We start from the raw sequence: 12,338 nt of genomic DNA on the forward strand, positions 1-12,338 counted from the left end.
GAGCGTCTGTCGCCCCTTGAGGAATTGACCATGTTCGAACTGCGAGTCTTGAGTGGTCTGCACCGAGGTGCGGCGTTGCCGCTGGTTGGCGAGCAATGGGTAGTGGGGGCGGCGGAGGAGGCTGACCTGGCGCTATACGATCCGGGCATCTGTGGGCGTCATGTGAGCCTGCGGCAGGTGCAGGGCCAGTGGCTACTGGAACGGCTGGAGGGCACGGTTTGCGATGGACAGGGCCAGCCCTGGGCCGCGACCGAGCCCTTGCAGAGCAATGCTCCGTTTGCCGTGGCAGGCGTCTGGCTGTGCCTGGCCCCGGCCGATCAGCCCTGGCCCGAAGAGGCGGCGCTGGACGACGCTGCGCATCTTGCGCTGGACCGGGAACCCCCGAAGCCCGCCGTGCGGCCGTCGTGGCCCAAGCGCCTGGCCATTGCCGCGGCGGTGATCACCGTCGCCTCCAGCGCCTGGGCCTTTACCAGCCAGCCGGCGCAGACTGTGGCACGCAGCCCGGCCCAGCAGCTCAAGCAGACCAAGGTGGCCTTGGACAATGTCGAGGCGGTCCGCCTGGAGCTGGATCGCATGTTGCAGGAGCGCGATTTGGACGCCGGTGTACGGGTCGAGAGCCAGGACGACCGGCTGGTCCTGGTGGGTGAGTTGCCGCGCCCGCGCCTGGCGATGGTCGAACGACTGATCGAGCGCTTCCACGACCGCTACGAAACACCGATCGGGATCACGGCCAACGTCAAGGAACGGCTGACGAAGCTGCCGTTCCAGATCGCCCAGATCGTGGGCGGCAAGCACGGTCACGTGGTCACCGCCGATGGCCGTCGGTTGTTCCTGGGCGACCAGATCGATGGCCTGCGCTTGACTGCCATCGACAGCGGCAAAGTCACCTTCGAGGGCGACCAACGCTACGAGGTCACCTGGTGATGACGCAGGCGGCCATCGCGCGACTGGAGGCCTGGGAGGCCGGGCAATTGGCGCACTTGCGTCGCTTCGCGCCGGTCATGGTGCGCGGACGGGTGCAGCGGGTCAGCGGCATCTTGCTGCAGTGCCGGCTGCCGGGGGCGCAGATCGGCGACCTCTGCCGGGTCGAGCGCGACGCCCGCGAGCCGCTGCTCGCCGAAATTGTCGGCTTCGACCAGCACGATGCCTTGCTCAGCGCCTTGGGCGGGCTGGAGGGCGTCCGGGTCGGGGCAGCGGTGGAGCCGCTGGGCATGCCGCATCGGGTGTGCGTGGGGCCGCAGTTGTTGGGCCAGGTGCTGGATGGATTCGGCCGACCGTTGGTGGATGGCGGCGCGGGAGCCTTCGCCGGTGCGCATGTGCCGAATGCGTCGCAGGTGATTGGCGAGGCCCCGGCGCCCACCGCGCGACCGCGCATCCAACGGCCCTTGATGACCGGCGTACGGGCCATCGACGGCCCGCTGACGCTCGGCGAAGGCCAGCGTGTGGGACTGTTCGCCGGCGCCGGTTGTGGCAAGACCACACTGTTGGCGGAGATTGCCCGGAACGTTGATTGCGATGTCATCGTGTTCGGCCTGATCGGCGAGCGTGGGCGCGAACTGCGTGAATTCCTCGACCATGAGCTGGATGATGAACTGCGTGCCCGTGCGGTGCTGGTGTGCGCCACCTCCGATCGCTCCAGCATGGAACGCGCCCGCGCAGCGTTCACCGCGACGGCATTGGCCGAGGGTTTTCGTGCCCGGGGCCAACGCGTGCTGCTGCTCATCGACTCGCTGACCCGCTTCGCCCGGGCCCAGCGTGAGATCGGCCTGGCCGCCGGCGAGCCGTTGGGGCGTGGCGGCCTGCCGCCGTCGGTCTACAGCCTGCTGCCGCGCCTGGTCGAACGGGCCGGGCTGACCCACGAGGGCGCTATCACCGCGTTTTATACGGTGCTCATCGAGCAGGATTCCATGAACGATCCCGTGGCGGATGAAGTGCGTTCGCTGCTCGACGGTCACATCGTGCTGTCACGCAAGCTCGCGGAACGCGGCCACTACCCGGCAATCGATGTGCTGGCCAGCCTGTCGCGAATCTTGGCCAATGTGGCCGAGGCGGAGCACCTGCGGGGGGGCATCAATCTGCGTCGGTTGTTGTCGGCCTATGAGCAAATCGAACTGATGTTGCGCCTGGGCGAATACCAGGCCGGCGCCGACCCCTTGACCGACCTGGCGGTGGAGTCGCGTGGTGCCCTGGACGCCTTCCTGCGCCAGGATCTGCGTGAGCCGGAGCCGTTTGCGTCCACGCTCGCCCACCTGCAGCAGTTGACCGCCTATGTCCCGGGTTGATCTGGACGCCCTGGCGCCGATACGCCGTCACCGCGAAGCGCAAGCCGAGCGGGCGTGGCGCCAGCAGCGTGAGCGTTTGCGTGAGCGCGAAGCCGCGGTTGCCGCCGCGCGCGCGCAAATGCAGGCGACCCGTGAGCAACAGGCGGTGCAGCGCGAGGCGTTGTACGGCGAGCACCGTGGCCGGGCGTTGAGCGTGTGCGAACTGAATGCCTGGAGTACCCAGGAACGTCGTTTGATCGGCGAGCTGGCCGAGCAAGCGCGGGCAGTGCAGGCACTGGACGATGAACAGGCGCAGCAGGCCCGGCACACGACCGCTGCCCAGCAGCGGCTGCAAGGGCGCCGGCGAGATCTGGAAAAGCTCAGCGCAATGATGGAGTACCTGGTGGAGCCCCCCAGCGATGAATGAGCACAGCGTGCGCGGTGGGCCGACACCGCACGGCAATCCCCCGGCGGCCCCCGTTCGGCATCCGCCTCGAGCGTACGAGCAACCGCCTGCCCAGGTGAGTCGGGCAAGCCGTCCGGTGGAGCGTGAGTCCGCCCCTGCCAGCGGACGCGACCCGGACCTGACGGCAGGCAGCAGTGACGGTTACTGGTTCCGTCAGTGGGTCGATGCGCCACGGGGCGGTGCGCAGGATGACAGCGCCGGCACCGGTTCGCTGTCGGGCCTGGTGAACCTTTCGAGCGGCGAAGAGGAGGCGTTTGTCGACCAGCTCACGCCGCGCTTGCGCGCCACCCTCGACCAGCAATTGGACCTGCTACTGCATCTGCCCAATCTGGGCCGCATCAAGGTATCCGCCCGGCGGCCAGGCGGGGCGTGCGGGTGGGACATCGGCCTGAGCAGCGAAAGTGCAGACGTACAGGCGCGGCTGTCGAGTCGATCCGGTCGTCTCGAAGAGGCGCTGACCCAAAGCCTGGGCCAGCCGGTCAGCGTGCGCGTAGCGCAGGAAGAAGAGGTTGGCGCGACATGACGGTCCAAGCATTGGTGCTGCCGACGGTGGGCAGCGAGGACGCCACCGCCCGGCGGCTATTGGGGATTGGCGTCCGGTTGCCCTTCGAGGTGGCGGGCGAGACGGGCCTGCTGGAACTGACTCCGGGCGGCGTTGCGGCTGGGAGCACGCCGTGTGTGCTGGCGTGTGCCCATGGTGTCTTTACCTTGGACGAGGCCGGCGCGGTGCTCAGCCTGTTCGGTGAATGCCCGGTGGTCCTGCCTGCCGAACCCGGACCGGATGACACGTGGTTCTGGTCGCTGTTCCAGCAAACCCTGAGCGAGCCCCTGCGCCAGGCCTTCGGTTTTATCAAACCAGCGGCCGAACCCGCGGTGCAGGGCATTGCCTGCCGGCTCGACGTGAGGGTGGGCGCGGCCCGCGTCACGAGCCATCTGGAAATGACCGGTGCGACCTTGCTGGGGCTGCTTCGCACCGATCCCTGGCAACGGCGAGCCGCGCCAAGGATCGAGGGCTTTGCGCTGCGTGTCCCGTTGGAACTGGGACACCTGGCGCTGGCCGCCGGGCAGGTGGCGACGTTGCGCCCCGGTGATGTGTTGGTGCCACAAACCGCTCTGTTCGATTCATCCGGCCAAGGGCTGATTCGCCTGGGCCGGCATTGTTTGCAGGTGCGGGTACACAGCCGTGCCGCGCCGTTGCGCCTGACCTTGCTCGCTCTGGAGGAGACCGTTATGAGCACCACCGCTGACACCGACATCCTGACGCCGGACTGGGACGATAGCACCGGCTATGAACCTGACGACCAAACTGGCGAGGCGACTGAGCACCCGCTGTCGGCCTATGCCGCTGAAACCGAGGAGGCGCCGATGACGGAGCCGGTCGCTGCCGATCTCCCCGAGCGTTTCGACGACCTGCCGCTGGCGCTGACGATACGCTGCGGTCATTTGCACCTGACCTTGGGCGAGCTGCGCAATCTGGCGCCCGGCGCGGTGCTGCAAGTGCCAGGTGTGGCACCGGGGACGGCGGCGCTGTTTTATGGCGAACGAGCTCTGGCCCAGGGCGAGCTGGTCGAGGTCGATGGCCGATTGGGTCTGCAAATCGCCCGCGTGGATGTGGCTGGATGAGCTTCCAGGGGGTCGACCCCTTTCTGCTGGCGCTGTTCATTGGTGGGATTTCGTTGGTCCCCCTGCTGCTGATTATCTGCAGCGCCTTTCTCAAGATAGCCATCGTGTTGACGATCACCCGTAACGCCATCGGTGTGCAGCAGGTGCCACCCAATATGGCCCTGTATGCCATTGCCCTGGCCGCGACGCTGTTCATCATGGCGCCGGTGGGCCACAACATCGCCGAACAGCTGAAGGAACAGCCGCTGGATTTCAGCAGCACCGAGGCGTTGCAAGGTTCTGCGCTGAACGCGGTAAAACCGTTGCAGGCTTTCATGTCGCGCAACACCAACCCGGACATCCTCGCCCACCTGCTGGAAAACACCCAGCGGATGTGGCCCAAGGAGCGCGCCGAGCAGGCCAGCCGCGACGACCTGATGCTGCTCATTCCGGCCTTCATGCTGTCGGAGCTCGAGGCCGGTTTCCAGATGGGATTCCTGATCTATATCCCGTTCATTGTCATCGACCTGATCGTGTCCAACCTGCTGCTGGCACTCGGCATGCAGATGGTCGCGCCCATGACCATTTCGTTGCCGCTCAAGCTGCTGATTTTTGTCCTCGTGCAGGGCTGGACGCAATTGCTCGACAGCCTCTTCTATTCCTATCTTTGAGGACGTGCGATGGACGCGCTGACGTTGTTTAAGGAAGGCATGCTGCTGGTGGTCCTGCTCTCCGCACCGCCCTTGATCGTTGCGGTGATCGTCGGTGTGCTGACGTCCCTGGTGCAGGCCTTGATGCAGATCCAGGACCAGACCTTGCCCTTCGGCATCAAGCTGGTGGCGGTCGGGCTGACCTTGCTGGTGACGGGCCGCTGGATCGGTGTGGAGTTGCTGGGACTGCTGCGTCGGGCATTCGAAATGATGGCCAACACCTGATGACGGCCCAGGCTTTCGTCCCGTATTTCGACTTGCTGCTGTCGATCGCGCTCGGCATGGCGCGGATTTACCCGGTCGCTTACCTGGTCCCGGTGTTTTGCTTCCAGCACCTGCGAGGCTTGCCGCGCCATGCCGTTGTGTTTGCCCTGGGCATGTTGCCGGCGCCCGGTATTCGCCAGGCGCTGATCGATGCCCAGGTCAATTGGCTGTCGCTGGCCGGGTTGATGTTCAAGGAGCTGGTGCTGGGCTTCTTGCTCGGGGTGCTGTTGGCGATGCCGTTCTGGTTGTATGAGTCGGTGGGCGCCTTGTTGGACAACCAGCGCGGTGCGCTCATCGGTGGCCAGTTGAATCCGGCGCTCGGCACCGACACCACGCCCCTGGGCCTCTTGTTCAAGGAGATGACGATCTTGCTGCTGGTCACCACCCTGGGCATTGGCACGTTGACCCAGGTGATCTGGGACAGCTACCTGGTGTGGTCGCCCACCGTTTGGTTCCCATTGCCTGGCGCGGATGGCTTCGGCGTGTTTCTCGGGCTGCTCGCCGAAATGTTCATGCACATGATGCTCTACGCGGCGCCCTTTATCGGCTTGCTGTTGCTGGTGGAGTTCAGCCTGGCGCTGCTCAGTCTGTATAGCCCGCAATTGCAGGTGTTCGTCCTCGCCATGCCGGCCAAGAGCCTGATTGGCCTGGGCTTCCTGCTGTTCTACCTGCCCACGCTGTGGGACGCGATGACTGGCCGTCTTGGTCGCTATGGCGAAATCCGGCATCTGCTTCACCTGTTGTTGCAGGCGCCCTGAAGGAGGGCTTCGCCCATGAGCGAAGACAGTGGCGAAAAGACCAAGCGGGCGACGCCGAAGAAAATTCGCGACGCGCGCAACAAAGGCCAGGTCGGCCAAAGCCAGGACTTGAGCAGCCTGCTGGTGCTTGCGGCGATCACCGAAGTGGCATTGACCCAGGCCGACGACAGCATGCAGGCCTTGGGGGACATGGTGGCATTCCCGCTGCATCGGCTGGATGTCGACTTCGTGCGTGCCTTCGAGGAAACCTTGGCCCACGCCGGTGGCGTGCTGCTCAACTTCACCTTGATGACCGTAGGGTTGGCGATCGTCACGCGCCTGGTGGCCGGTTGGATACAGTTCGGTTTCCTGTTCGCCCCCGAGGCCCTTCAGCCGGACCCGAACCGCTTGAACCCGATGAACCAGGCCAAACAGATGTTCTCCGGCCAGGCGCTGATCAACCTGTTCATGGGGCTGGTCAAGGCCGTGTTTATCGGCACCGTGATTTATCTGGTGACCCTGCCGGCACTCGGGTCGTTGATCAGCCTGGTCAACGGCGACCTGCACAGCTATTGGCGCGGGCTGGCCAGCCTGTTTCGGCACATCATGCACATTTGCCTGGGTGTATTGCTGGTGCTGGCGATCCTCGACTTCGGCCTGCAGAAATATTTCTTCGCCAAGCGCCTGCGCATGAGCGAGGAGGAAGTGCGCAAGGAGTTCAAGGAAATGGAAGGCGACCCCCACGTAAAAATGCATCGCCGCAGCCTGGCCCGGCAATTGGTCGACCAGCCCGTCAACAAAGAGACCAAACCGGTGGAAGACGCCGACATGCTGGTGGTCAACCCCACCCACTTTGCCGTCGCGCTGTTGTATCGTCCCGAGGAAACGCCGCTGCCGCAGTTGATCGTCAAAGGCGTCGATGCCGAGGCCCGGGCGCTGATCGAGCGGGCCAAGGCGGCCCGGGTTCCGGTCATCCAGTGCATCTGGCTGGCGCGCACGATCTACCGTGAAGATGTCGGCGGCTACATCCCCCGGGAAACGCTCCAGGCGGTCGCCCACATTTATCGGGTGTTGCGCGAACTGGATGACGAGGCCAAGGGCGAGGTCATCGAGATTCCGGAATTGAACCAGCGTTGAGGTCGATGGAACCGATGCATACGCGGTTGCCACTCAGGGAGTGAGCCAGGCTCGTCCGCAGGATCCGGCCTGCCGACAGTGCCCACCACACAGACATTGACTCGTGGAGGATTCCCATGCCCGAACCCAGTTCCCTGACGAGCCCCTTAAGGGGCACAGGTGCCCTGCACGGCACCGACAGCTTATCGCCATCGCGCTTCCCTTCGCTGAGCCAGCGACCCCGTGAGGCGCAGCAGCGCGAAGGTACCCAAAGCCTGCATGGCCGGGGACGTTCCTCCTCGACGCCACCGGCAATGCATCAGCGTGGCCGCCCCCGAGCGCGGGACGCCAATCACGCGGCGCCGTCGAATGACACGCAACCGCTGAATGACACGCAAACGTCCAGTCCCGCTTCGGAATCTCGCACGCCGGACTCTTTCATGCGCGAGATGGAAACCCGTCAAAAGCAGTTGATGGAAAAGCAGTTCGAGATGCAGATGGGGATGGAAGAGCGCCAGAGCACCATGATGCTCATTAAAAGCTCCGCCGACATGGCCAAGTTGATGAGCGATACGGTGACGGAGGTCACCAAGGGCTTCATGGACAGTGCAAGGAAAGTCATGCAGGAGGGTGGCGAGGCGATGAAGCTTCGATAAAGCGATGAGCCCACATAAAGCGGCGCAGGAGCTGTCGAGTGCAACGAGGCTGCGATCTTTTCAATGACACTTGAATCTCAAGCGAAAGATCAAGAGATCGCAGGCTTCGCCTGCTTCTACAGGGTTAGCCCAGTCGGGTGCGGTTGGTGTTGAGCGAGGCCGGACGAGGGCTGCCCGGCGGTGCAGGCACCGCCAAGCGCGCTCGAATGTCGCCGACCTGGGCGACGAAACCGACGATCCAATGGCAGAACCGCGCCTCGTCGAGCATCGCCAGCGGACAATGGGCACATAAGCGAACGCTGCCCTTATCGTCCAGGGCCAGCCAGCTGCCGCCGAGCAGATCCAATCGAAAATTGAGTTCCAGCAGCCGCTTGTGCAAGCCGGGCGCGTGGGCAGGTACATCGATGGAGCTATGGAGGATGGCGACATCGCCGTGATCGGGCAACTCGATGACCACGGCTTCGCGGTTGCTCGCGTCATACAGCGCGCACACGCCACCTTCCAACTGCAAGTGCGCATGCAAATGTTCCGCGAGGGCCGAGATCAAGCGCTGGGCAAGCGGTGCGACGGTCATGGAAAACCTCTCTCATAAAGTCTCTGGATGAATCACTGTGGCGAGGGAGCTTGCTCCCGCTGGGCTGCGCAGCGGCCCCAAAACCATTCAACGCGGTGCACCGGGAGATACCGTTTGCGGTAGTTTTTACGACTGCTGCGCAGCCGAGCGGGAGCAAGCTCCCTCGCCACGGGTTCAGTGTTGCTCCTGGGTGAACAGCATTGCCCTCAATACGTGGCCGAGTAATCATCGAGGTCTTCCAGGCCCAGCAGCGACAGCTGACGGGACTGGATTTCATCAAGCAGCTCAGTGGATAGCGGCGCGTCGGGCAGCGCCTGCCAGACCACGAGTGCCCGCTGCGGATCGAGAAATACGAACAGCTGCGCGTAGTCGGCCGGCTGGGCGAAACGCCGTTCGAGGGCATGCTGGATCTGGTTTGCACGCAGCGCCTGGCTTTGTATTTGTAAGGCGAGCCCCACGCTGTGTGGCTCGCGTCGCAGACAGAACTCAATGCCTGGGGCTATTTCCCAATACGTCGCGATGCCGGCGATGATGTTCTTCTGGAAGGCCTGGCGAGTGCTTACGCTGTGTACCGAAAAAGACATAGCGTTTCAGTTCTCCAATGGGACGACCGTATGGTCCAGTGGGTGTTCGGGGGAGCCAAGGCCGCCGCGCATGCCGGGTGACCACCAGATCACCAGCCGACCGTTGTCCGGTTCGGCGCGGCTGCAGGCATCGCCCTGGCAGCCTGAGCGGTACGCGCAGCCGGCGAACACCGGCAGGCTCAGCAATAAAACGAGCAGCAGTGGCGTGCGACTCATGGCAGGGTCCTCGCGCTGGTTTGCAGAAGAGAAGGGCGCTCGCCGCCTGGCGTGCGTGTGGGTTGTTTCATGACCACGAACACTTCCGTTTCCTCACCGGGCTCAAGCCACACCTTCGGCCAGGCGGAGGTGGCCAGGGCCCAGCGGCTACCGCAACTCGCTTCGTCGAAGCGCAACCTTTGCTGGCCATCGTTGCGTACCACGCCGACGGCGATGCCGTAATCGGGGCCGGCGAACCATTGGGCCCGGGCAGCGTCCAGCGATAGCCCGGGTTGCAACGCGCACAATGTGTCGGGCGAATAAGGAATCGACGCCGCTTGCTTGAACGTGGCCGGAATGTTGCCGTCGGCGAGTTGGGCGAGCACATCGCTGACCTCGATACGACCGACGGGGCGGGTGCCGTTGCGACGCTCTTCCAGGCGGGCCATGGCGCTGTCGACCTGTTCGCGGTCAAGGGCGGAGATGTAGCGGGCCGGGTCGACCTGGTCACCGATCAGGCGAGGCGTCAGGATGAACACCCGTTCGCGGCGACTGGTCTCGCGCGTGGTCGAGGAAAACAGCAGCGGCCCGATCAGCGGGATGCGACCCAGCCATGGCACTCGTTCGAGGTTGTCGCCGGTCTCTTCGGTATGAAAACCGCCTACCACCAATGACCGGCTTTCCCCCATGACAGCCTGGGTGCTGACCACGCCCCGGCGCACGCTGGGCGTCTGCTGGCCGACTTCCGAGGGTTCGATGCGGCCGTCCTCGATGTCCAGGGACATCTGGATCTGATTGCGGCCCCCGGTCTCGATGGCATGGGGCACGACCTGCAAGCTGGTGCCTGCCGTGATGGGCTCGACGGTGGCTACGCGCTCGCCGATGGCCGAGATGTACTCGGTCCGGCTGAAGTCGATGACCGCCGGCTGGTTCTCCAGGGTCAGTACCGAAGGGTTTGCCACCACCGAGGCCAGGCCACGGCCCTCCAAGGCCCGCAGTTGCGCGGAAAAATCGCCGTAGTCCTGAATGAACACCGTCGAGCTGGCACCAGGGCGAATCATCGAGGCGCCGCCGATCAGATCGCCGCTCTCGACGTTCCAGTTCGAGGCCAGCTCAGCCAGTTGCGTGCGGTCGATGTCGAGGATGATCGCATCGATTTCCACCAGCTTGCGCGGCACGTCCACATCGCGAATCAGCGGCGTGTAGATTTCCCGTCGCTTGGGTGCGTCGTAGATGAGCACCGCGTTGTTGCGCACGTCGGCTTCGACGCGGATCTTGCCCCGAGCGCCTGCACCGCTGTTCGCGCCGGACGGTACACGGCTGGTGTTCGGCCGACCCATGCCGTTCAACGCCAACTGTTCGATATTGCCCATGGTCATGGACTGCTGGGTCTGCATGTTCTGGAACGATGCTTGGGGCGAGGCCGTCTGCATGCCCCCCGACACGGCGCTGCGACTTTCCAGCAAGCCTTTCAGGATGCTGGCGACCCCGGGGATGACCAGCGTTTCACCACGGTACTTGACGTTGCGGTCGGCGGCGGTGGCATAGCGCAGCGGAAAACTGATCACTTCCTGCTTTTCCTCGGGGGTCTTGCGCGCTTCGGCAAACTGCGCCACCAAGCGCACATAGCGTTCCGGGCCGGAGACCAGGACCACGCCTTCGTCGGGTAACTCACCCCAGCCGAAGCGCGGATCCAGCAGGCCGATGTCGGTCAAGGCTTGCTTCATGTCCGGCACGGCATCGGCGGACACTTCCAGGCGCGTGGAGTCCTGGTTCTGCAAGGGGCTGACGTACAGCGTGTTGCCATACATGAACCACTGGAAGCGATTTTCCAGGCCGAGCCTGTCGAGGAACGCCTGGGGACTTTCGGCGCGCATCCGCCCGTCGACGGTGCCTTTCACCGTGCCGTCGATTACCAGTTGCACGGCGAAGGTATTGGCGAAGTCGCCGAGTACCTTGGCCAGCGGTGTGTTCTGGGCGTCGTAGGCGTAAGGCGTGTTCTTCCAGTCGGTCGGTATGGCCGCCTCTGCCGGCATGCCAGCGCCAAGCGCGCCGGCCAATACCAGTGCGATCAGCGAAGGTTTCGCCCAGCGGCGTGCGATCGACTGGCGAAGGTGTACCTTGCCTGCGGTCATCAAGCGGTACGGTGCAAGCCACCTGTTAGGCATGGCGGATTCCTGTTCCGAGCAAGTGAGAGTGCGAGAGGCGTCGCGCCACAGGCGCGGCAACGGCACGTTGGTCTTTATTGAGAATGGATTGCCAGGTGTCACGCTGGTTGAGCAGTGCTTCGAGCACCTCGATCAAGTCGTCGATGTGCCCGTCCAGCGGCACTTGCGCCAGCAGCCACAACCGACCGTCTTGCGGCGAACGAGCCAGCGCGCCGGGAAATCGCGAGAGGCTTGGGTGCGCCAGCCGAAGCAGGTCTTCCAGAACCACCTCATGGGTCACCGGGACGGTCAGTTCGACCGATGCCAGCAGGCCTTCGTCGAGCTTGCTGAACGTTGCTTCGCCATCGTCGATGACAACGGTGAACCGCTCCGGGCCATCGACGTTGGCGTTCCAGCGGGTGAGCTGTGTGCGCAGCTCATGGCATTGCATCGATGATCGCCTTGGCGAGGTTGTGATGGGCTGTGGTCTGTTGAGTCGCTGCGTTCACCGCGACGGACATGCCGTTCATGCTGGTCAGGAATGAGTGCATGTCGTCGAGCGACTGACTTTCTGCTGCGTTCATCGCAGCGTTGTTGACGTTGTCGGTCGCGCGTTGGAAGTAGGTGTCGAGGCGGCGCTGGACGGCATCGGTGGAAGACATGGGCGGTTCCTCTGGGCTTGGGCATATTCACGAGGTGAGTGGCGCCTGTGCGGTTGGCGGTTCCGCGTGAATGAGGAAAAAAATGGGCGTCGGGAGTGGGGCGCGTTTCTCCTGTGGGAGCGGGCTTGCTCGCGATGGCGGCCTGACAGCCGGCCATGCTCTTGTTGACTGCGTACATATCCATTGCTGCGGTAACGGCCACTTAGGGTTCCGCCCTGACGGCGGCTCACTTTTGAAAAGCGCAAAAGTAAGCAAAACGCTATATGCCCCACCACTCGGCACCTCGCCTAGGCTCGGTGTGCCCTCACTCCGGCATTGCTCCGTGGGCCCGCCGCGAAGGGCCATCCATGGCCCAGCGCGGCTA

General features: G+C 64.2%; 16 protein-coding genes. 10 read left to right on the forward strand and 6 right to left on the reverse strand.

Annotated elements, in window-relative coordinates:
* The first annotated feature begins 30 nt into the window (after positions 1-30).
* The 10 genes from BM300_RS27335 to BM300_RS31125 all read left to right on the forward strand — a co-directional run bounded on the left by BM300_RS27335 (position 31) and on the right by BM300_RS31125 (position 7,812).
* On the forward strand, positions 31-924 hold the full coding sequence (locus tag BM300_RS27335; RefSeq protein WP_092464506.1) for an FHA domain-containing protein: 894 nt from the start codon (positions 31-33) through the stop codon (positions 922-924).
* Positions 924-2,282: a FliI/YscN family ATPase gene (locus BM300_RS27340; RefSeq protein ID WP_092464508.1), complete on the forward strand. Its 1,359-nt coding sequence runs from the start codon at positions 924-926 to the stop codon at positions 2,280-2,282. Before BM300_RS27335 ends, BM300_RS27340 begins: the two co-directional genes overlap by 1 nt.
* Positions 2,269-2,688, forward strand: coding sequence for a type III secretion protein (locus tag BM300_RS27345; RefSeq protein WP_092464510.1), 420 nt, complete (start codon positions 2,269-2,271; stop codon positions 2,686-2,688). The genes BM300_RS27340 and BM300_RS27345 overlap by 14 nt, the downstream gene beginning before the upstream one ends.
* The gene (locus BM300_RS27350) at positions 2,681-3,250 is read left to right on the forward strand and encodes a type III secretion protein (RefSeq protein ID WP_256575865.1); all 570 of its coding nucleotides are present in this window, start codon (positions 2,681-2,683) and stop codon (positions 3,248-3,250) included. The genes BM300_RS27345 and BM300_RS27350 overlap by 8 nt, the downstream gene beginning before the upstream one ends.
* Complete coding sequence (gene sctQ / locus BM300_RS27355) at positions 3,247-4,350, forward strand: type III secretion system cytoplasmic ring protein SctQ (protein WP_092464512.1); 1,104 nt, start codon at positions 3,247-3,249, stop codon at positions 4,348-4,350. Before BM300_RS27350 ends, sctQ begins: the two co-directional genes overlap by 4 nt.
* Positions 4,347-5,000 (forward strand): type III secretion system export apparatus subunit SctR, encoded by a 654-nt coding sequence (gene sctR, locus BM300_RS27360; RefSeq protein WP_063323918.1) that lies wholly within the window; start codon positions 4,347-4,349, stop codon positions 4,998-5,000. The genes sctQ and sctR overlap by 4 nt, the downstream gene beginning before the upstream one ends.
* 9 nt (positions 5,001-5,009) lie before the next feature.
* Complete coding sequence (gene sctS / locus BM300_RS27365) at positions 5,010-5,264, forward strand: type III secretion system export apparatus subunit SctS (RefSeq protein WP_003206603.1); 255 nt, start codon at positions 5,010-5,012, stop codon at positions 5,262-5,264.
* Entirely contained in the window at positions 5,264-6,061 is a 798-nt protein-coding gene (sctT, locus tag BM300_RS27370) for a type III secretion system export apparatus subunit SctT (RefSeq protein ID WP_063323919.1), read from the forward strand. Before sctS ends, sctT begins: the two co-directional genes overlap by 1 nt.
* Positions 6,062-6,076: 15 nt before the next feature.
* Complete coding sequence (gene sctU / locus BM300_RS27375; protein ID WP_063323920.1) at positions 6,077-7,177, forward strand: type III secretion system export apparatus subunit SctU; 1,101 nt, start codon at positions 6,077-6,079, stop codon at positions 7,175-7,177.
* A 116-nt stretch (positions 7,178-7,293) separates the two neighbouring features.
* Positions 7,294-7,812 (forward strand): type III effector, encoded by a 519-nt coding sequence (locus BM300_RS31125; RefSeq protein ID WP_170862109.1) that lies wholly within the window; start codon positions 7,294-7,296, stop codon positions 7,810-7,812.
* A 124-nt stretch (positions 7,813-7,936) separates the two neighbouring features.
* Here the strand turns inward: BM300_RS31125 and BM300_RS27385 are convergent, their stop codons facing one another.
* The 6 genes from BM300_RS27385 to BM300_RS27410 all read right to left on the reverse strand — a co-directional run bounded on the left by BM300_RS27385 (position 7,937) and on the right by BM300_RS27410 (position 11,974).
* Positions 7,937-8,386 carry a type III secretion system chaperone gene (locus tag BM300_RS27385; protein WP_092149063.1) on the reverse strand — a complete coding sequence of 150 codons (450 nt, stop codon included), beginning with the start codon at positions 8,384-8,386 and terminating at the stop codon, positions 7,937-7,939.
* 206 nt (positions 8,387-8,592) lie between these two features.
* Positions 8,593-8,970: a hypothetical protein gene (locus BM300_RS27390; protein ID WP_063323922.1), complete on the reverse strand. Its 378-nt coding sequence runs from the start codon at positions 8,968-8,970 to the stop codon at positions 8,593-8,595.
* 6 nt (positions 8,971-8,976) lie between these two features.
* A complete protein-coding gene (gene hrpT / locus BM300_RS27395) occupies positions 8,977-9,186 on the reverse strand; it encodes an HrpT family type III secretion system protein (RefSeq protein ID WP_063323923.1) in 210 nt (69 codons plus the stop codon).
* Positions 9,183-11,333, reverse strand: a complete 2,151-nt coding sequence (gene sctC / locus BM300_RS27400; protein ID WP_092149060.1) for a type III secretion system outer membrane ring subunit SctC — start codon at positions 11,331-11,333, stop codon at positions 9,183-9,185. Before sctC ends, hrpT begins: the two co-directional genes overlap by 4 nt.
* Complete coding sequence (locus BM300_RS27405) at positions 11,326-11,763, reverse strand: type III secretion system chaperone (RefSeq protein ID WP_092149057.1); 438 nt, start codon at positions 11,761-11,763, stop codon at positions 11,326-11,328. The genes sctC and BM300_RS27405 overlap by 8 nt, the downstream gene beginning before the upstream one ends.
* Positions 11,750-11,974, reverse strand: a complete 225-nt coding sequence (locus BM300_RS27410) for a type III secretion protein (RefSeq protein ID WP_014340714.1) — start codon at positions 11,972-11,974, stop codon at positions 11,750-11,752. The genes BM300_RS27405 and BM300_RS27410 overlap by 14 nt, the downstream gene beginning before the upstream one ends.
* Positions 11,975-12,338 lie beyond the last annotated feature (364 nt).

Source organism: Pseudomonas sp. NFACC46-3 (assembly GCF_900114515.1).
Taxonomy (GTDB): domain Bacteria; phylum Pseudomonadota; class Gammaproteobacteria; order Pseudomonadales; family Pseudomonadaceae; genus Aquipseudomonas; species Aquipseudomonas fluorescens_Q.